The 18621-nt window shown below is 65.5% G+C and carries 18 protein-coding genes; 11 read left to right on the forward strand and 7 right to left on the reverse strand.

All coding sequences use genetic code 11. From position 1 onward, the window contains the following. The first annotated feature begins 84 nt into the window (after positions 1 to 84). From gatC to AC1DIO_RS28040, 3 genes are all read left to right on the forward strand, one after another. Complete coding sequence (gatC, locus tag AC1DIO_RS28030) at positions 85 to 372, forward strand: Asp-tRNA(Asn)/Glu-tRNA(Gln) amidotransferase subunit GatC (protein WP_113512524.1); 288 nt, start codon at positions 85 to 87, stop codon at positions 370 to 372. A gap of 88 nt (positions 373 to 460) precedes the next feature. After that, positions 461 to 1975 carry an Asp-tRNA(Asn)/Glu-tRNA(Gln) amidotransferase subunit GatA gene (gatA, locus tag AC1DIO_RS28035; protein ID WP_441507632.1) on the forward strand — a complete coding sequence of 505 codons (1515 nt, stop codon included), beginning with the start codon at positions 461 to 463 and terminating at the stop codon, positions 1973 to 1975. A gap of 169 nt (positions 1976 to 2144) precedes the next feature. After that, positions 2145 to 2351 carry a hypothetical protein gene (locus AC1DIO_RS28040; RefSeq protein ID WP_441507633.1) on the forward strand — a complete coding sequence of 69 codons (207 nt, stop codon included), beginning with the start codon at positions 2145 to 2147 and terminating at the stop codon, positions 2349 to 2351. 56 nt (positions 2352 to 2407) lie between these two features. Here the strand turns inward: AC1DIO_RS28040 and AC1DIO_RS28045 are convergent, their stop codons facing one another. Both AC1DIO_RS28045 and AC1DIO_RS28050 read right to left on the reverse strand, forming a co-directional pair. Continuing rightward, positions 2408 to 5602 carry an efflux RND transporter permease subunit gene (locus AC1DIO_RS28045; RefSeq protein ID WP_441507634.1) on the reverse strand — a complete coding sequence of 1065 codons (3195 nt, stop codon included), beginning with the start codon at positions 5600 to 5602 and terminating at the stop codon, positions 2408 to 2410. Between the two features lie 72 nt (positions 5603 to 5674). Continuing rightward, complete coding sequence (locus tag AC1DIO_RS28050) at positions 5675 to 6832, reverse strand: efflux RND transporter periplasmic adaptor subunit (RefSeq protein ID WP_441507635.1); 1158 nt, start codon at positions 6830 to 6832, stop codon at positions 5675 to 5677. Between the two features lie 228 nt (positions 6833 to 7060). Between AC1DIO_RS28050 and gatB the strand changes: the two genes are divergently transcribed. The 4 genes from gatB (at position 7061) to AC1DIO_RS28070 (ending at position 10509) form a co-directional block, all read left to right on the forward strand. Next, positions 7061 to 8542: an Asp-tRNA(Asn)/Glu-tRNA(Gln) amidotransferase subunit GatB gene (gatB, locus tag AC1DIO_RS28055; protein WP_476854404.1), complete on the forward strand. Its 1482-nt coding sequence runs from the start codon at positions 7061 to 7063 to the stop codon at positions 8540 to 8542. Then, entirely contained in the window at positions 8539 to 9045 is a 507-nt protein-coding gene (locus tag AC1DIO_RS28060) for a GNAT family N-acetyltransferase (protein WP_441491730.1), read from the forward strand. The genes gatB and AC1DIO_RS28060 overlap by 4 nt, the downstream gene beginning before the upstream one ends. Positions 9046 to 9165: 120 nt before the next feature. Then, the gene (locus tag AC1DIO_RS28065; RefSeq protein ID WP_441491729.1) at positions 9166 to 9654 is read left to right on the forward strand and encodes a GNAT family N-acetyltransferase; all 489 of its coding nucleotides are present in this window, start codon (positions 9166 to 9168) and stop codon (positions 9652 to 9654) included. 147 nt (positions 9655 to 9801) lie between these two features. Continuing rightward, positions 9802 to 10509, forward strand: a complete 708-nt coding sequence (locus AC1DIO_RS28070; protein ID WP_441507636.1) for a glutathione S-transferase N-terminal domain-containing protein — start codon at positions 9802 to 9804, stop codon at positions 10507 to 10509. 130 nt (positions 10510 to 10639) lie between these two features. Here the strand turns inward: AC1DIO_RS28070 and AC1DIO_RS28075 are convergent, their stop codons facing one another. Continuing rightward, on the reverse strand, positions 10640 to 11032 hold the full coding sequence (locus AC1DIO_RS28075; RefSeq protein WP_441507637.1) for a DUF2147 domain-containing protein: 393 nt from the start codon (positions 11030 to 11032) through the stop codon (positions 10640 to 10642). Positions 11033 to 11256: 224 nt separating this feature from the next. On the opposite strand from AC1DIO_RS28075, the gene ndk reads away from it, so the two are divergent. Beyond that, on the forward strand, positions 11257 to 11679 hold the full coding sequence (ndk, locus tag AC1DIO_RS28080) for a nucleoside-diphosphate kinase (RefSeq protein ID WP_441491726.1): 423 nt from the start codon (positions 11257 to 11259) through the stop codon (positions 11677 to 11679). A gap of 66 nt (positions 11680 to 11745) precedes the next feature. Here ndk and AC1DIO_RS28085 read toward each other — a convergent pair whose 3' ends face one another. Continuing rightward, positions 11746 to 12564 carry a MipA/OmpV family protein gene (locus AC1DIO_RS28085; RefSeq protein ID WP_476854405.1) on the reverse strand — a complete coding sequence of 273 codons (819 nt, stop codon included), beginning with the start codon at positions 12562 to 12564 and terminating at the stop codon, positions 11746 to 11748. A gap of 139 nt (positions 12565 to 12703) precedes the next feature. On the opposite strand from AC1DIO_RS28085, the gene AC1DIO_RS28090 reads away from it, so the two are divergent. Next, positions 12704 to 14791 carry a molybdopterin-containing oxidoreductase family protein gene (locus AC1DIO_RS28090; protein ID WP_476776611.1) on the forward strand — a complete coding sequence of 696 codons (2088 nt, stop codon included), beginning with the start codon at positions 12704 to 12706 and terminating at the stop codon, positions 14789 to 14791. Positions 14792 to 14902: 111 nt separating this feature from the next. Next, positions 14903 to 15265 carry a hypothetical protein gene (locus tag AC1DIO_RS28095; protein ID WP_441507640.1) on the forward strand — a complete coding sequence of 121 codons (363 nt, stop codon included), beginning with the start codon at positions 14903 to 14905 and terminating at the stop codon, positions 15263 to 15265. Here AC1DIO_RS28095 and AC1DIO_RS28100 read toward each other — a convergent pair. After that, positions 15249 to 15971: a glutathione S-transferase family protein gene (locus tag AC1DIO_RS28100; protein ID WP_441507641.1), complete on the reverse strand. Its 723-nt coding sequence runs from the start codon at positions 15969 to 15971 to the stop codon at positions 15249 to 15251. The two genes, AC1DIO_RS28095 and AC1DIO_RS28100, sit on opposite strands and share 17 nt — an antisense overlap. Before the next feature lie 120 nt (positions 15972 to 16091). On the opposite strand from AC1DIO_RS28100, the gene AC1DIO_RS28105 reads away from it, so the two are divergent. Further along, a complete protein-coding gene (locus AC1DIO_RS28105) occupies positions 16092 to 16871 on the forward strand; it encodes a helix-turn-helix transcriptional regulator (protein WP_476854406.1) in 780 nt (259 codons plus the stop codon). On the opposite strand, the gene purN is transcribed toward AC1DIO_RS28105, so the two are convergent. After that, positions 16802 to 17365 carry a phosphoribosylglycinamide formyltransferase gene (gene purN, locus AC1DIO_RS28110; RefSeq protein ID WP_441507672.1) on the reverse strand — a complete coding sequence of 188 codons (564 nt, stop codon included), beginning with the start codon at positions 17363 to 17365 and terminating at the stop codon, positions 16802 to 16804. The two genes, AC1DIO_RS28105 and purN, sit on opposite strands and share 70 nt — an antisense overlap. A gap of 53 nt (positions 17366 to 17418) precedes the next feature. Then, on the reverse strand, positions 17419 to 18492 hold the full coding sequence (purM, locus tag AC1DIO_RS28115; protein ID WP_476854407.1) for a phosphoribosylformylglycinamidine cyclo-ligase: 1074 nt from the start codon (positions 18490 to 18492) through the stop codon (positions 17419 to 17421). Between the last annotated feature and the right edge of the window lie 129 nt (positions 18493 to 18621).

Genomic DNA, 18621 nt, shown 5'->3' on the forward strand with positions numbered 1-18621 from the left:
ATTGACTTATCCTTTTGCCGCCGACGCGCTATAGCGCGGGCAAATCAGTTTCGGCTTGTTCAGCCACAGTTTCAGGAGCCTGCCATGTCGGTCGATCTCGCCACCGTGAAGCGCGTCGCGCATCTGGCGCGCATTGCCGTGCCCGAGGCCGATCTGCCCAAGCTGCAAGGCGAGCTCAACGCCATTCTCGGCTTCGTCGAGCAGTTGGACGAGGTCGATGTCAGCGGCGTCGAGCCGATGACATCGGTCACGCCGATGGCGATGACGCAACGCCAGGATGTCGTCACGGATGGCGAGATCGCCGATCGGATCGTCGCCAATGCGCCGGTCTCCGAGGACAATTTCTTCATGGTGCCGAAGGTGGTCGAATAGGCGCTGATCCGCCCGTTCTATCTCCCCGGAAGCGCCAGGCGCGCGCTCCGCGGGCTCCTCCCAGTTCAATTTGCCGGAAACCACTGACGTGACCGACCTGACCCGCCTGACGCTGACCGAGGCCCGCGACGGCCTCAAGGCAAAGACCTTTTCCGCGACTGACCTCGCCAAGGCGCATATCGCCGCCATCGAGAAGGCCCGCGCGCTCAACGCCTTCGTGCTGGAGACGCCGGACCACGCGCTGAAGCAGGCCGCGGCCTCCGATGCCAGGCTGGCGAAGGGCGAGGGCGGCCCGCTCGAAGGCCTGCCGCTCGGCATCAAGGACCTCTTCGCCACCGAGGGCGTGCGCACCACCGCCTGCTCGAAGATCCTTGGCGAGTTCGTGCCAGCCTATGAATCGACCGTGACGAGCCAGCTCTGGCGCGACGGCGCGGTGATGCTCGGCAAGCTCAACAATGACGAGTTCGCCATGGGCTCGTCGAACGAGACCAGCGCCTTCGGCAATGTCGTCAATCCCTGGCGCCGCAGCGGCTCGAATGTCGGAGCAGGTGGCTCCGGCGCAATCGAGGGCAACCATCTGGTTCCGGGCGGCTCGTCGGGCGGCTCGGCCGCCGCCGTCGCCGCCGACCTCTGCCTGGCCGCCACCGCGACGGATACCGGCGGCTCGATCCGCCAGCCGGCGGCCTTCACCGGGACAGTCGGCATCAAGCCGACCTATGGCCGCTGCTCACGCTGGGGCACGGTCGCTTTCGCTTCCTCGCTCGACCAGGCCGGTCCGATCGGCAAGACGGTGCGCGACAGCGCCGTGATGCTGCGCTCGATGGCCGGGTACGATGCCAAGGACACGACCTCCGCGAACCTCGCCGTGCCGGACTACGAGGCCGCGGTCGGCCGCTCGGTGAAGGGCATGAAGATCGGCATTCCCAAGGAATACCGGCTCGACGGCATGTCGCCCGAGATCGAGGCTCTCTGGCAGCAGGGCATCGCCTGGCTGAAGGCAGCCGGTGCCGAGATCGTCAACATCTCGCTGCCCCACACGAAATACGCTCTGCCCGCCTATTACATCGTCGCGCCGGCGGAAGCCTCCTCCAACCTCGCCCGCTATGACGGCGTGCGCTACGGCCTGCGCGTGCCGGGCCGCGACATCGTCGAGATGTACGAGAAGACCCGCGCCGAAGGCTTTGGCGCCGAGGTCAAGCGCCGCATCATGATCGGCACCTATGTGCTCTCGGCCGGCTATTACGACGCCTATTATCTCAAGGCCCAGAAGGTCCGCACGCTGATCAAGCGCGATTTCGAGTTGGCCTATGCCGACGGAATCGACGCCGTGCTGACGCCGGCGACGCCCTCGGCGGCCTTCGGCATCGGCGAGAAGGGCTCGTCTGATCCGGTCGAGATGTATCTCAACGACGTCTTCACGGTCACGGTGAACATGGCCGGCCTGCCGGGCATCGCGGTGCCCGCCGGACAGGATGCGCAGGGCCTGCCGCTTGGCCTGCAGCTGATCGGCCGCCCCTTCGACGAGGAGACGCTGTTCTCGCTCGGCCAGGTCATCGAGGACGCGGCTGGCCGCTTCACGGTTGGCGAGAAGTGGTGGGCGTAAGCGCCTGAGCGCGGCGCCAATCCCGGGAGCCTCCAGGCAGGAGCCCGGGATTCGTCACCTGGATCTTCGAAGTTTCCGGATCGTTTCCGGCTCTGCATCACCTTGCGGTTTGTCCGGCATGGCGCGGACAGATTTCCGCTGGACCATGCTTTGGGTCTAGGCTGGCGGCATGATCTTCAGCCGCGCCATCGCCTGGGCCTGTCTCACTTTCCTGCAAGGGGCGCTGGCCTTCGTCGCCGCGCTCCTGCTTCTCCTGATCATCGTGCAGCAGGTGAGGGGCGATGCCGGTGCGCAGCCCCTCGCGAACCTGATCGCGGCTGCGGTGGCGGCTGGCGTCGCCTTCGCGTGCCGGCTCCTGGCTCGAAAGTTCGCCTAAAAGAGAAACCCCGCCTTGCCGGATCGGCAAGGCGGGGTTTCGTTGTTCAGCAGGCTTCAGTGGGCTGCCGGATGGGCATCCTTGCCGGCGGTCGGCTCGCCCTTCTTCTTCCGGCTCAGCACAGAAGCGAGCCAGCGCACCACCACATAGAAGACCGGGGTGAACAGCAGGCCGAACAGCGTCACGCCGATCATGCCGGAGAACACCGCGACGCCGAGAACCTGGCGCATTTCGGCACCGGCACCGACGGAGATCGTCAGGGGCAGCACGCCAAGGATGAAGGCGAGCGACGTCATCAGGATCGGTCGCAACCGGGTCCTGGCCGCTGCGATCGCAGCCTCGCGCCGGCTCATACCCTCGTCCTCGGCCTGCTTGGCGAATTCGACGATCAGGATCGCGTTCTTCGCAGCAAGGCCGACGAGCACGACGAGACCGATATCGACGAGCACGTTGCGATCGAAGTCCTTGTAACCGACGCCGACCATCGCCGCGAGAATACACATCGGCACGATCAGGATGACGGCGAGCGGCAAGGTCCAGCTCTCGTACAGTGCCGCCAGCAGCAGGAAGACGAAGACGACGGCGAGGCCGAAGGCGATGATCGCAGTGTTGCCGGCAAGCTTCTCCTGCAATGCGATCTCGGTCCATTCGAAACCGAACCCGGCCGGCAGAACCTGCTGCGCGATCTTCTCCACCTCCGCGATGCCCTGGCCGGTCGAATAACCGCGCGCCATCGAAAGCTGGACCTCGGCCGCCGGATAGAGGTTGTAGCGCGGCACGCGATAGGCGCCGGTCGTGTCGGAGAAGGTCGCGACCGAGCCGATCGGCACCATCTCGCCGTCGACATTGCGCGTCTTCAACGCCGCGACGTCGCGGATGTCGAGCCGGTAGGGATTGTCGGCCTGCGCCGTCACCCGGAAGGTGCGGCCCAGGATATTGAAATCGTTGACATAGGCCGACCCCATATAGACCGACAGGGTCTCGAACACCCGGGTCACGGGCACACCGAGCATTTCAGCCTTGGTCCGGTCGATATCGGCGTAGATCTGTGGCGTCCTGGTCGAGAACAGCGTGAACGGCTGCTGGATTCCCGGAGCCTGGCCCGCGGTTCCAGCCACTGCCCAGGTCGCGCCCTCAAGCGCCGGCAGGCCGCGCCCGCCGCGATCCTGGACATAGCCCTTGAGACCACCGCCGTTGCCGATTCCGGGAACGGCAGGAGGCTCGATCACCAGGGCGAAGGCCTCGCCGATCTGGCCCAGCTGGCTGCGCAGATCGTTGAGGATGCCCTGGGTCGTGAGGCCCGCCTTGGCCCTTTCCCTGAAGTCGGTGAGGGTGACGAAGGCGACGCCGGCATTGGGCGCCAGGGTGAAGGTTGCGCCATCAAGGCCGGCGAAGGCGACGATATGGGCGACGCCAGGCCGCGACAGCAGCATGTCGGTCGCCTTGCGGATGACCTCGTCGGTCCGCGGCAGCGACGAGCCCGGAGGCAGCTGCACGACGGCGATGAAGTAGCCGCGGTCGAGCTGCGGGACGAGGCCCGTCGGAATCGCCGCCAGGCGCTGGCCGGCGACCGCGATCAGGGCGGCATAGACCAGCAGCATCAGGACGCCGACGCGGATCAGGCGCGAGGTCGCCGCGCCGTATGCGCGCGAGAGCCAGTCGAAGGCCATGTTGAAATATTTGAAGAACCAACGCAGCGGCGCACCGATTGCCGCGAAGAAACCCTTCGGCTCCTCATGGCTGTGCGGCTTCAGCAGGATAGCCGACAGCGCCGGTGACAAGGTCAGCGAAACGAAGCACGAGATCGCCGTTGAGGCTGCGATCGTGACTGCGAACTGCTGGTAGAACGTGCCCTGCAGACCAGTGATGAAGGCGGTCGGGATGAACACGGCGCACAGCACGAGCGCAATCGCGAGCAGGGCGCCGCCGACCTCGTCCATGGTCTTGTGCGCTGCGTCCTTGGCGCTCATGCCTTGCGCCAGATAGCGCTCGACATTCTCGACCACGACGATCGCGTCGTCGACGACGATACCGATGGCCAGCACCAGCGCCAGCAGCGAGATCGTGTTGAAGGAGATACCGACCGCGCTCATCACCAGGAAGGTGCCGACCAGCGAAACCGGGATCGCGATGATCGGGATGATCGCCGCACGCCAGGTCTGCAGGAACAGGATCACGACGAAGACGACGAGCACGATCGCCTCGAGCAGCGTCGTCACCACGGCGGAGACGGATTCAGCGATGAACTCCGTCGGGTTGTAGACGATCTTGTACTCGACCCCGGCCGGGAAGTTCTTCGACAACCCGTCCATTGTCTTGATGAGCGCTTCGGATGCCGACAACGCATTCGAGCCCGGACGCTGGAACACGCCGATCGCGACGGCTTCCTTGTTGTCGAGATAGGAGTTCGACAGATAGTCCTGCGCGCCGAGCTCGACGCGGGCCACGTCGCGGACGCGGATCGTGCCGCCATCCGCGTCCGAGCGGACGACGATGTTGTAGAACTCGTCGATGCTGGTGAGGCGTCCCTGCGTATTKACCGAAAGCTGGAAGGCGCCATCCGACTTCGCCGGCGGCTGGTTGATTGCTCCGGCGGCGACCTGGATGTTGGCGGCGCGGATCGCGGCGATGACATCCCCGGCCGTCAGATTGCGCGCCGCGACCTTGGCGGGATCGAGCCAGACACGCATCGAGTAGTCGCGCGCGCCGAAGACCTGCACGTCGCCGACGCCTTCGACGCGGGTCAGCACGTCCTTCACGTTCAGCGTCGTGTAATTCGAGACGTATTGCTGGTCGCGCGAGCCGTCGGGCGACAGCATGTGGATGACCATCAGGAAGTCGGGCGAGGCCTTGCGGACCTGCAGGCCGAGCGTACGGACGTCCTGCGGCAGGCGCGGTTCGGCCGCCGAGACCCGGTTCTGCACCAGCACCTGCGCCTGGTCGACATCCGTGCCGGCCTTGAAGACGACGCTGATCGTAACACGCCCGTCACCGGTCGATTGCGACGAGATATAGAGCATATCGTCGACGCCGTTGACCTCCTGCTCGATCGGCGCTGCGACGGTCGAGGCGACGACCTCGGCCGATGCGCCCGGATAGGTCGCGGTGATCGTGACGGTCGGCGGCGCGATCTCGGGATATTCCGCGATCGGCAGGCTGCGCTGCGCGATGGCGCCGGCGATCGTCAGCAGGATCGAGAGAACGGTCGCGAAGATCGGCCGGTCGATGAAGAAATGCGCAAAGCGGAACATGCTGGGGTCCTGGCCGGGAGGGCAGGGCGGGCGGCCGATGCCGTCCGCTTCCGGTGATGGCGGCGTAAGCCGTCAGTTGGTTGCGGCGACCTTGATCTCGCCGGCCTGCGGTGTGACGGTCGCGCCCGGCCGCACCATCGGGCTGGCGAGCCCGTTGATGATGACCTTGTCGTCCTTCTCCAGGCCCTTGGTGATCACGCGCAACCCGTCCGCGATCTGACCGAGCACCACCGGCTTGGGCACGACCTTGTTGTCGGCGCCGACCGTCAGCACGATCTTGCTGGCCTGGTCCGAGACGATGACGGCGTCGGGAACGAGCAATGCGTCGACCTGGCCAGCATAGATGCGCACGCGCCCAAAGGTGCCGGGCGTCAGGAACTGATCCTTGTTCTCGAATACGGCGCGGCTGCGAATCGTACCTGAGCGGGCATTGAAGGCGTTGTCGACGAAGTCGATCTTGCCCTGGCGCTTCCAGCTCGTCTCGTCGGCGAGCCTGACCTGTGCGGTCGGAGCGCTTTCACGGTTCGTCAGCCCGCGCTGTTCGCCGGCGAGCCTGGAATAGCGGAGGTAGTCGGCTTCCGACGTATCGAACACGAAATTGATCGGATCGGTAGCGACGATCGTCGTCAGCAGCGTCGCACCCGACTGGCCGCCCGCGACGAGGTTGCCCGCATCGACGCGCTTGTTCGAGATCCGGCCGGACAGGGGGGCGCGAACCTGCGTCCATTCCAGATTGAGCTCGGCGGTCTTGAGATTGGCCTCGGCCGCCTGCTGGGACGCGACGGCACCGTTCAAGTTGGCGCGGCGCTGGTCAATGTCGCGAACCGTGATCGTCCGGTTCTGCGTCAGAGCCTCGGCGCGCTCGACCTCGTTCTGGGCGAGCTCGACCTGGGCCTTGGCGCGCGCGACTTCAGCGCGTGCCGCATCGACGGCAAGCTGATACGGGCGCTGGTCGATTGTGAAGAGCAGATCGCCCTTGTTCACCCGATCGCCGTCGCGGAAATGGATGCTGTCGAGGAACCCGGAGACGCGGGCCCTGATCTCGACCTGCTCGCGCGCTTCGAAGCGGCCTGTGTACTCGTCCCAGTTGGTCACGCGCTTGGCGAGCGGCGCTGCAGTCTGGACCGGCGGAGCCGGTGGGGCGCCCTGGGCGAGGGCCGTGGCGGCGGACGTCGCGAGCAGCACCGCGAAGGTGGCAAGAGTCCGACCCGTTGAGCGGCGGATTCGCATGGAAAAACTCCGGATAGCGGGGCCGGCGCAACCACTCTCGGTTTCCGGGCCGCGCGCAAGAAAGGTTGCGTGCTGACGATTGTCAAGTTCCGTCACTCGACAGCACCGTCGAATGACGACAGATTAGCAACATTCCGGCCAGGGGGTGACAGGATGGCAACAGACGCTTGCCGCCCGGGCGCCAAGGTTCTACCGAAGACGCGACCTGACCAGAGTTGGAAGACCGATATGAACGCGCATGCCCGCCCTGCCGACCCGAAGAAGCTGATCAAGGGTGCAACCGGCGATTGGGAAATCATCATCGGCATGGAAATCCATGCCCAGGTCACCTCCAACGCGAAACTTTTCTCAGGCGCCTCCACCGCCTTCGGGGGCGAGCCGAACGAGCATGTCAGCCTAGTCGACGCGGCCATGCCCGGCATGCTGCCGGTGATCAATGCCGAATGCGTGCGTCAGGCAGTTCGTACCGGCCTAGGGTTGAACGCGCGCATCAACAACCGGTCCGTGTTCGATCGCAAGAACTATTTTTATCCCGACCTGCCGCAGGGCTACCAGATCAGCCAGTACAAGAGCCCGATCGTCGGCGAAGGTGAGATCGTCGTCGATCTCTCGCCGACCGAGCAGATCAGCGTCGGCATCGAGCGCCTCCATCTGGAGCAGGATGCCGGCAAGTCGATCCATGATCAGCATCCGACGATGAGCTTCGTCGATCTCAACCGCTCCGGCGTCGCGCTGATGGAGATCGTCTCGCGCCCCGACCTGCGCTCGGCCGACGAGGCCAAGGCCTTTGTCACCAAGCTGCGCACCATCCTGCGCTATCTCGGCACCTGCGATGGTGACATGGAGAAGGGCAACCTGCGCGCTGACGTCAACGTCTCGGTGCGCCGCCCCGGCGAGCCCCTCGGCACGCGCTGCGAGATCAAGAACGTCAACTCGATCCGCTTCATCGGCCAGGCGGTCGATGTCGAGGCGCGCCGCCAGGTCGGCATCCTCGAGGATGGCGGCAAGATCGACCAGGAAACGCGGCTCTATGATCCCGGCAAGGGCGAGACCCGTTCGATGCGTTCCAAGGAGGAGGCGCATGATTATCGCTATTTCCCGGACCCGGACCTGCTGCCGCTCGAATTCGACGATGCCTTCGTCGAACATCTGAAGGCAGCGCTGCCGGAACTGCCCGACGCCAAGAAGGCGCGCTTCATCGCCGAATACGGCCTGACGCCCTATGATGCCTCCGTGCTCGTCGCCGAGCGCGAGCAGGCGGATTACTTCGAGGCTGTCGCCAAGGGCCGCGACGGCAAGGCCGCCGCCAACTGGGTGATCAACGAGTTGTTCGGCCGCCTGAACAAGGAAGGCAAGGATGTGACCGCCTCGCCGGTCTCTGCCGCCCAGCTCGGCGGCCTCGTCGATCTGCTTGGCGAKAGCGTCATTTCGGGCAAGATCGCCAAGGATCTGTTCGAGATACTCTGGTCCGAAGGGGGCGATMCGCGCGAGATCGTAGAGACGCGCGGCATGAAGCAGGTGACCGACACTGGAGCGATCGAGAAGGCGGTCGACGAGATCATCGCCGGCAATCCCGACAAGGTCGAGCAGGTCAAGCTGAAGCCGACCATGCTTGGCTGGTTCGTCGGCCAGGCCATGAAGGCGTCGGGCGGAAAGGCCAATCCGCAGGCGCTGAACGAGATCCTGAAGAAGAAGCTGGGTATCGAGTGACGCCAGACAGGCTCATCATCCGCGACGCGGTTGCGGCCGATCTCCCGGCCGTCCGCTCGCTGTTGGTCGAGACCTGGCATGCGACCTATGACGGCATTTATGGCTGGCAGCGTGTCGCCGAGATCACCAATGCCTGGCATTCGCTGGAGAATCTGAGCGCCCAGCTCGGTCGCGACGGCGAAGCCTTTCTCGTTGCTCTGGTCGATGACCAGATCGTTGCGACCTCGTCCGCCCGCCGCGAGCGCGACCGGGCGGCGCTGCTGACGCGGCTCTATGTCCTGCCGACCTATCAGGGCGTCGGGATCGGCCGCACCCTGCTGCACGTCACGCTCGCCCATTTCCCCCTGGCGCCGGTTGCGCGCCTGGAAGTCGAGCTGCAGAACGAGCCCGCGATCGCATTCTACGAGCGGATGGGCTTCTTCCTGCAGCGCTCGGCCCGCTTCGACGGCCGCGATGACACGCCCAACACCTTGCTGATGGCAAAGCGCCTGTTTGCCGAGTGACGGCAGCCGGCGGAGCCCGTCAGCGTGCCGCATGGGCCGGCATGCCGAGTTCCGTTTCAGAAAGGGCTTTGCTAACACCGCGCCAACCGCGGGGCTGTCCAGCGGTCCGGAGGCCTGGCCATGAGCAAGAGCAAGATCGATCCGTCCGAGATTTCCATTCGCCAGGCCCGGCGCGACGATGTCCAGCGTGTCGCCAGCCTGATCGTGCTTGGCTCCGCGACACAGGAAGTGACGGAACAGGACGCCGCAGCTGAAGCCGCGCACCCGGACTATGAGCGGGCCTTCGACGAGGTTCTGGCGAGTCCCGACACCACACTTTTCGTCGCCGAGCGCGCCGGAGAGGTCGTCGGCACCTTCCAGGTCACGCTCATTCCGGGTTTCGCCGCACGAGGGCGCAAGCGTGCGAAGTTCGAGAGTGTCCACGTTGCGCCGGAAACGCGGGGAATGGGGATCGGCGCAGTGATGATGACCCACGGGCTCGCCTTCGCAAAGGAGAAGGGAGCGGGGCTGGTCGAGCTGACCTCGCACAAGGCTCGCACCGACGCCCATCGCTTCTATCGCAATCTTGGCTTCGACCAGAGCCACGAAGGCTTCAAGAAGCCGGTCTGAAGGCCGCAGAGCCGTCCAGGCCGATCGCGGGCGGCTTACCATGCCCGGACATGACCAACCTGCTTGCCAAGCAGGTCGGCAACCCTACCGACGGCCTGCCGGGCGGCCTACATCAGATCCCGGCTCAATCGCGACAGGAAAGCTGTGATGCTCGCACGTTCGTCAAAGCCGATCGATCTCTACTACTGGCCGACGCCCAACGGCTGGAAAATCACCATCATGCTCGAGGAGTGCGGGCTCCCTTACAACCTCATCCCCGTGAATATCGGCAAGGGCGATCAGTTCAAGCCCGACTTCCTGGAGATCTCGCCGAATAATCGCATGCCGGCGATCGTCGATCATGATGGGCCCGGCGGAGAGCCGATCTCGGTCTTCGAGTCCGGTGCGATCCTGCAATATCTCGGCCGCAAGACCGGACAATACTACCCTGCCGATGAGCGTGGCCGCGTCGCGGTCGATGAATGGCTGTTCTGGCAGATGGGCGGCTTTGGGCCGATGCTCGGCCAGACCCATCATTTCCGCATCTACGCGCCCGAGAAGCTGCCTTACGCCATCGATCGCTACACCAACGAGGCCAACCGGCTCTATGGCGTGCTCAATCGCCGTCTCGAGGGCCGCGACTATATCTGCGGCGCTTACTCGATTGCCGACATGGCCTGCATCGGCTGGGCCAGAGGCTGGGAGAAGCAAGGGCAGGACATCAGGCAGTTCCCGAATGTCGGGCGCTGGCTGGAAACGATGCAGGCCCGCCCGGCCGTGCAGCGCGGCCTCGCGATCGGCGCTGAACTGCGCAATCCGGCCGGCATCAGCACGCCGGAAGAGAAGGCCGTTCTGTTCGGGCAGCGGGCCCGCTGAGCTGATCCATTGGCGATGGTCGACCTTGGGTTGACCGTCACCCTCCCGCCACGCTCGGCGCGCGCCGGGCTGGCGGCCCAGATGCCGGTTGCTGACGGCGCTGACCGGACAGCGCCCTAAGCTCGTCGCGTCAGTTCGCCCGAGTCCATTTCACCGAGCGGCAGATGATACCGCCGAGCACGCAGCCCGAGGTGGTCAGCGCATCTCCGGACAAGGACATCGTGCCGGAATAGGTCTTGCCATCCTCCGGATTGAAGGCGCTGCCGCTCCATTTGCCGGCGCCGGTCGGCTTCATGTCGTAGAAGATGCGCTGGCCGACCTTGGCGGGGCCGTTCGTGTCCTTCAGCCAGGCCAGTGTGCCGCACATCGCCTCGCCGCATTTGGCAAAGCGCACCCGCGAGGCCCCGCTATCGCGCAGCCAGGTGCCGCTGACATCCTGTGCCAGGGCGGAGCCGGTGCCGGCGAGTGCCAGCGTCGCGAATCCGAGCAGAGCGGCCCTGGCCGAGGTCTTGTGAAAGCGCATGCGATCCTCCCGTTTCGACCAGCTATGGCTGCATGGTTCAGATATGAACTATATCCGAGCCGGCTTTCGCTTCAAGCTGGAGACGCGTCGGGCTTGATGGACGGCTCCCGCCGGACCGACACGGAGCAGGACAGGCAAACGAAGCCGGCCGGGCAGCCTTGTAGGGCGGGGAGGCGGCAGCTATAAGCCGCCGCATTCTCCAGATTGTCCCTAAGGAACCAACGATGGCTGTCCAGCGTACCTTTTCCATTCTCAAGCCCGACGCGACGCGGCGCAACCTGACCGGCGCGGTCAACGCGGTGATCGAGAAGGCTGGCCTGCGCATCGTCGCGCAGAAGCGCATTCAGATGACCAAGGGCCAGGCCGAGACCTTCTATGCCGTCCACAAGGAACGGCCCTTCTTCGGCGAGCTGGTCGAGTTCATGACGTCCGGCCCGGTCGTCGTTCAGGTCCTGGAAGGCGAGAACGCCATCGCCACCTATCGCGACGTGATGGGCGCCACCAACCCGGCGAATGCCGCCGAGGGCACGATCCGCAAGCTCTTCGCCGAGTCGGTTGGTGAGAACACCGCTCACGGTTCGGATGCGCCGGAGACCGCCGCCATCGAGATCGCGCAGTTCTTCGCCGGCAACGAGATCGTCGGCTGACGCGGCGCGACTGCTGATCGTCTTCGAACGGCGGAGCCAGTGGCTCCGCCGTTTTCGTTCGGGGAACTATTTGAAGCCGAGATCGAAGGCGTAGCTGGCGGAGACGCCGACAGTCAGCGAATCCCGTGAGCCGAACGGCTTGACGATCGGCGATCTGGTCGCATCGCCGACGAGGTGCTTGTATTCGAGATAGGCAGTCGTCTGCAGCTTCTCGGACCAGTTATAGGTCACCTGCGCGATCGCGCCGATCGAGTTGATCCCAGCATTGTAACGCTGCAGCAGGCCGCCTCTGCCCGCGTAATTGCCGCCGAAATAGGTCCGGACATAGTCGGCCCCGACGACGCTCATGCGCGGGCCGGCGCCGATCGTCCAGGCCCCGATCTTCTGGAAGGCGTCGATCTTGAATTCGGCGACAAGCGCGTCATGCGTGATCACGCCGCGGCGCAGGTCGACGCGGCCGCGCAGCCAGGAGGTCGGGTAGAATTCGACAAAACCGCCGAGCTCGGCGCCGAACTTGACGTCCGGCATGCCGATCAGCGCAGGGTTGGTGCTCGCCTTGCGCTCCCAGAGCAGGTTGCCGGAGAAGCCGACGCGCCAGGCCTTGCCGGAGAAGAATCCGATGCTGATCGCATCGTCTTCCGATGACCACCAGGTGCTCTTGGTGCCACGCGCCAGGTTCACGATCGCCCGCGGCCGGAAGACATAGTCGTTCGAACCGGAATAGTCCGGCGTGTAGCGCAGGCCGCCTCCCAGGGTCAGGTGCCAGTTCTGGACGGATTCGGGGGAGGTGAGGGTGGTGTAATCGCTGGACTGGGCTTGAGCTKAGCCGGCAGGCGACAGGCAGAGACTGGCCGCAAGGCCGGTCAGAAACGCAACGCAACGCATTATCGAACTCCGGCGCAACGGCGCCTTGGCAAGCGGAAGTTCCGACAATCTGAAGCGTTATCGTTAATCCCGGGTTGACGCCGCCGGCATTGACCGCAAAAGCCCGGCGCGTCACCAGTAGCGGGCTGAAGGATCATCCATGACCGAACTGCCCCGCATCACGCATCTGCCGTCAGTCTGCCCGCATGACTGCCCATCGGCCTGTTCGCTGGAAGTCGAGGTGATCGACGGGCGCAGCATCGGGCGGGTGCGCGGCAGCAAGCGCCAGAGCTACACCGACGGCGTGATCTGCGCGAAGGTGGCGCGGTATTCCGAGCGCATCCATCATCCGGACCGGCTGCTGCACCCCTTGCGCCGCACCGGACCGAAGGGCTCCGGGCAGTTCGAGCGTATCTCCTGGGATGAGGCGCTGGACGAAACCGCACGCCGCTTCCTCGCGATCGAGGCCGAGCACGGCGCCGACGCCGTCTGGCCCTATTACTATGCCGGCACGATGGGGCTGGTGATGCGTGACGGCATCAACCGGCTGCGCAACGTCAAGCGCTACTCCGGCCAGTATTCGACGATCTGCACCACGATGGCCTGGACCGGGTTCATCGCCGGCACGGGCCGGCTCGCCGGTCCCGATCCGCGCGAGATGGCGAAATCGGACTGCGTAGTGATCTGGGGCACGAACGCCGTGCACACCCAGGTCAATGTCATGCATCACGCGATCAAGGCGCGGAAGGAGCGCGGCGCCAAGATCGTCGCCATCGACATCTACCACAACCCGACGCTGGCCCAGGCCGATCTCGCGTTGGTGCTGCGCCCGGGTACCGATGGCGCGCTCGCCTGCGCCGTCATGCATGTCCTCTTCCGCGACGGCCATGCCGACCGCGACTATCTCGCGCGCTACACTGATGCGCCCGCCGAACTCGAGGAGCATCTCGCCAGCCGCACGCCGGAATGGGCGGCTGCGATCACCGGACTCGACGTCGCCGCGATCGAGGAATTCGCGACCCTGGTCGGCACCCGCAAACGCAGCTTCTTTCGCCTCGGCTATGGCTTCGCACGCCAGCGCAACGGTGCGGTGAACATGCATGCGGCGCTCTGCGTCCCGACGGTGACAGGCGCCTGGCAGTACGAAGGCGGCGGCGCCTTTCATTCGAACAGCGGCATCTACCAGTGGCGCAAGAGCCTGATCGAAGGGCTGGATGTCCGGGATCCCCGCATCCGCCAGCTCGACCAGTCGCAGATCGGCAGGGTTTTGACTGGCGACGCCGAGGCCTTGCGCCAGGGCGGGCCCGTGAAGGCGCTCTTCATCCAGAACACCAATCCCGTCTCGGTTGCGCCCGAGCAGGAACTGGTCAAGCAGGGCTTTGCCCGCGACGACCTGTTCACGGTCGTGCACGAGCAGTTCATGACCGAGACCGCAGCCATGGCCGACATCGTGCTGCCGGCGACGCAGTTCATGGAGCATGACGACCTCTACCAGGGCGGCGGGCATCAGCACATCATGTGGGGCGGCAAGCTCGTCGAGCCGCCTGGCGAGTGCCGCTCGAACCACGAGGTGATCTGTGCGCTTGCCGAGCGCCTGGGCGCCGAACATCGCGGGTTCGCGATGACGCCGCGCGAGATCGTCGACTGGACGCTGCGCGAGACCGGCCGCGGCACGCTGGACGAGCTGATCGCGGCTGATTTCCACGACATCCAGCCGGGGTTCGATCGCGCGCATTACGTCGACGGTTTCGGCTATCGCGACGGCAAGTTCCGCTTCAAGCCGGACTGGCCGAAGGTGCCCAACGCCAATGACGGCCCGGTCGGCCCCTACAGCCAGATGCCGGGTCTTCCCGATCATTGGGGCGTAATCGAGAACACGGACGAGACGCATCCCTTCCGCCTCGCGACCAGCCCCGCCCGCAGCTTCCTCAACTCGACCTTCACCGAGACACCAAGCTCGCAGAAGAAGGAGGGCGGACCGAGCTTGATGATGCATCCGCAGGACGCGGAAGGGCTCGGCATTTCCGATGGCGGCGAAGTCGTTATCGGCAACCGGCGCGGCAGCGTGCATCTGACGGCGAAGTTCTTCTCCGGCGTGGTGCGCGGCGTMGTCATTGCCGAATCGATCTGGCCGAATGCGGCGCACAAGCATGGGCGCGGCATCAACACCATCACCGGCGCCGATGCGGTCGCTCCCTTCGGCGGGGCCGCCTTCCACGACAACAAAGTGTGGATCAAGAAGGCGTGACTGATCGGCCACTTGACCTTTACGGAGGGCTGTGACCATTCCGCCGCGCGCGGGCGAGGCATGGATGATGCTTGCCCCGGCATGGGCATGTCTCGAAGGAACTGCGGAATCATGAAGATGCGGCGGATAGGTGCGGTCGTTCTGGCCGGTGGGTTCCTGATGATGGCTGCGGTTTCGGCCCAGGCCGCGAGCGGCACGAGCGCCTTGCCGCCGCCCGATCCGACCGCCAAGAACCTGACGCCCTACATGATCCAGCTTCGGGCCTTCGATGCCTGCCTGGTCACCCAGTCGCAGCTGATCGGCACGACGCGTGAAGCCGTCCACACGCCTTGCAGCTGCTATGCCAAGGGCACCGTCAACGCGATGACCAAGGACGAGATCCAGGCCTTCCGCGAAACCGGCTATTTCAACGACAGCGCCCGCGCCAAGGGCTACGATTTCATCGATCGCTGCAAGCTCAGGCGGCCGAGCTGATCAGCTTCCGGTCGGCGAAATAGCGCGCCCCGATCCGCGCCGCATAGGCGACGAGATTGGGGTGGCTTTCGATCAGGCCGCGTATCGGCGACTCGAAGAGCGTGCACAGCCCCGAGGCCAGGAAGGCGCCAAGCGTGGCGTCCGCGCCGCAAGGCTCGCTGCCCATCAGATAGGGCCGCTCGCCCAGAATCGCGGCGGCGGCTCCCAGCGCATGCCGGGCGAGTTCCGCCTGTTCAACCGGGCTGTGGCGCCCGGTGCCCTGGCCCTTGAGCGTGCGCTGCACCTGGCGTTTGACCATCGCGGCAACCAGCGGTCGCAACGGCGCCGGCACGACTCTGAAGAACTGAAGCGGCCCCCGGTTGAAATTGCTGTCATTGGCCCAGCGCTCGCTGACCACGAACCAGTAGAGATGATCCTCCAGCATCTTCTCGACGGCCCAGGCGATGCCGCGCTGTTCCGGCGTCAGGCCCTTGTCGAAGTCGATGCCGTATTTCCGCTCCAGATGCAGTCTGATGAAGGTGCTGTCGGCGACGATCTCGCCAGCGTCGATGATCAGCGGCAGCTTGCCCTTGGGCGCCCGCCTCATATTGCCGATCTTGCGCTCATGCGGGAGGCCGGACATCTGCAGGAGGATGTCCGCCTTCATGCAGAAAGGGCTCGGGTCCGGCAGGCCGAACCCGGGTCCGAAGACCTGTAGCGTGATCATGCGAAATCCTCCCATTGGCAGAGGCAAGGCGTTGGTTTTCTGCTGACAGACTGCTGACAACTCTTGTCAGCAGAGCTAGAGCATTCTCCTGCCCAACMTGATGCTTGGGAATTCCTCGTCATGCAACGTGCCGAACGTCTGCTCGATCTGATCCAGGGCCTGCGCCGACGTCGCAGGCCGGTGACGGCCGATACCCTCGCCGCCGAACTCGATGTCTCGGTKCGGACGATCTACCGCGATATCGGCGCATTGATGCGCCAGGGCGTGCCGGTGCGCGGCGAGGCCGGCATCGGCTATGTGCTTGACGCTGGCTTCGATCTGCCGCCGCTGATGCTCTCGCCGGACGAGATCGAGGCGGTTCTCGTCKGCATGCGCTGGCTTGGTGAGCGTGCCGACCCGGTGCTGGCACGCGCGGCGGAAGACGTCGTCAGCAAGGTCGCAGCCGTCCTGCCGCCGCATCTACGACCGATCCTGCTCGATGGCGCCCTGTTCGCGCCGGCCTATCGCTGCGACCAGCCGGTCGATCAGATCGATGCCGCCGGCATCAGGGCTGCGATCCGCCAGGGCCGCAAGCTCGCGATCCGGTATCGCGACGAGGCCGGTCAGGAGACCGACCGGATGATCTGGCCGATCGGCATGACATTCTACGAGCGGGTGCGGATCGTCATCGCCTGGTGCGAGCTGCGGCAGGCCTTCCGGCATTTTCGCACGGACCGCATCACCGATCTCGTCCCGCGCGAAGAGCGCTATCCGGCAAGACGGGCCGATCTGTTCCGTCGCTGGGAGAAGGAAGAGGAACAGGCGGCACAGGCCCGATCCTGCCCGATCGATCAGCCGCGCACGACCTCGCCCCCCGCCAGCGTGGCCCTGCCGGAGGCAACCTCCGCCAGCGCCCGCTGATAGAGCGCGTGTTCGACGCCGAGCACGCGGTGCGCCAGGGCATCCTCATCGTCGCCGGCGAGCACGGGAACCCGGGTCTGTGCGATCACCGGCCCGGCATCGAGCTCCGGCACGACGAAATGCACGCTGCAGCCATGCTCCCTGACCCCGGCTTCGAGAGCCTGGCGATGAGTATGCGTGCCCTTGAACAGGGGAAGCAGCGAGGGGTGGATATTGAGCAGCCGTCCTTCCCAGCGCCTGACGAACCAGGGCGTCAGGATGCGCATGAAGCCGGCGAGCGCGATGAGCTCGATCTGATTGACGCGCAGGACATCGTCCATGGCGCGCTCGAAAGCCTCACGATCCCGACCGAAGGAGCGGTGATCGACGGTTGCGACGGGCACCCCGGCAGCCGCAGCCCGGGCCAGGCCACCGGCCTCGGGCACGTTCGAGAGCACGAGAGCGATCTCGGCCGGATAGTCGCCGGCCTGCGCCGCCTCGATCAGCGCGGCCATGTTGGAACCGCGCCCCGAGATCAGGATCGCGGTGCGACGACGCGCCGGCTGAATCACAGGCTGAGCGTCCCGCGATAGCTCACCGGCTCTTCGCCGGCCGCGACCGGGACGATTTCGCCAAGCCGCACCGGCGCTTCGCCGGCGTCCCTCAGGGCGGCCTCGACCTCACCGGCCTTGCCGGCTTCAGCGGTGACGATCATGCCGATGCCGCAATTGAAGGTGCGAAGCATCTCGCGCTCGGCAACACCGCCGACCTTGGCAAGCCAGCCGAAGACCGGCGGAACCGGAATGGCCGCAAGATCGAGCGCAACGCCGAGCCCTTCGGGCAGCACGCGCGGAATATTGTCGGGGAAGCCGCCCCCGGTGATGTGGGCAAGCGCCTTGATGCCCGCCGTCGCCTTCAGCGCGGCCAGCAGCGGCTTTACATAGATGCGTGTCGGCACGAGCAGCGCTTCGGCGAGGCTGGTCTCAGGTGCGAAGGGGGCGGGAGCCTCCCAGCTCTGTCCCGACAGAGCGACAATGCGCCGGACCAGCGAGTAGCCGTTGGAATGGACGCCGGAGGAGGGCAGGCCGAAGACCACGTCGCCGGGCACGAGATCCGCACGCGGCAGCAGTGCCCCGCGCTCGGCGGCGCCGACCGCGAAGCCCGCGAGGTCATAATCCTTCTCGGCATACATGCCGGGCATCTCGGCAGTTTCGCCGCCGATCAGCGCGCAGCCGGCTTGCCGGCAGCCATCGGCGATGCCGCGCACGATCTCGACGCCGACCTGCGGATCGAGCTTGCCGGTAGCGTAATAGTCGAGGAAAAGCAGCGGCTCGGCGCCCTGCACGATCAGGTCGTTGACGCACATCGCGACGAGGTMGATGCCGATCGTCGAATGCCGCCCGCTTTCGATCGCGATCTTGACCTTCGTGCCGACGCCGTCATTGGCGGCGACCAGGATCGGGTCATTGAAGCCCGCAGCCTTCAGATCGAAGAGGCCGGCGAAGCCTCCGATCTCCGCATCGGCACCGGGGCGGCGCGTGGCACGCACCAGCGGCTTGATGGCATCGACCATCGCGTTGCCGGCATCGATGTCGACGCCCGCCTGCGCATAGGTCAGTCCGTTCGCTMCTGGCTTGCTCATGGTCCTCGGCTTCCATTCCGTTCGCGCGAGCGATAGGCAAGCCAGCCGCGCCTTGCAAGCCGCTATGACGGATTCGGCCTTGCCGGTGCACCGTTTCGGGCTCTAGCCTCGCACAGGACAGCGCTGCGA

Source organism: Allobosea sp. 05T439 (assembly GCF_056396005.1).

Bases quoted from the DNA above. Each gene is read 5' to 3' on its own strand.
- gatC (WP_113512524.1), top strand. From the start codon at position 85: ATGTCGGTCGATCTCGCCACCGTGAAGCGCGTCGCGCATCTGGCGCGC.
- AC1DIO_RS28040 (WP_441507633.1), top strand. From the start codon at position 2,145: ATGATCTTCAGCCGCGCCATCGCCTGGGCCTGTCTCACTTTCCTGCAA.
- AC1DIO_RS28050 (WP_441507635.1), bottom strand. From the start codon at position 6,832: ATGCGAATCCGCCGCTCAACGGGTCGGACTCTTGCCACCTTCGCGGTG.
- AC1DIO_RS28065 (WP_441491729.1), top strand. From the start codon at position 9,166: ATGAGCAAGAGCAAGATCGATCCGTCCGAGATTTCCATTCGCCAGGCC.
- AC1DIO_RS28070 (WP_441507636.1), top strand. From the start codon at position 9,802: ATGCTCGCACGTTCGTCAAAGCCGATCGATCTCTACTACTGGCCGACG.
- AC1DIO_RS28075 (WP_441507637.1), bottom strand. From the start codon at position 11,032: ATGCGCTTTCACAAGACCTCGGCCAGGGCCGCTCTGCTCGGATTCGCG.
- ndk (WP_441491726.1), top strand. From the start codon at position 11,257: ATGGCTGTCCAGCGTACCTTTTCCATTCTCAAGCCCGACGCGACGCGG.
- AC1DIO_RS28095 (WP_441507640.1), top strand. From the start codon at position 14,903: ATGAAGATGCGGCGGATAGGTGCGGTCGTTCTGGCCGGTGGGTTCCTG.
- AC1DIO_RS28100 (WP_441507641.1), bottom strand. From the start codon at position 15,971: ATGATCACGCTACAGGTCTTCGGACCCGGGTTCGGCCTGCCGGACCCG.
- purN (WP_441507672.1), bottom strand. From the start codon at position 17,365: ATGGCCGCGCTGATCGAGGCGGCGCAGGCCGGCGACTATCCGGCCGAG.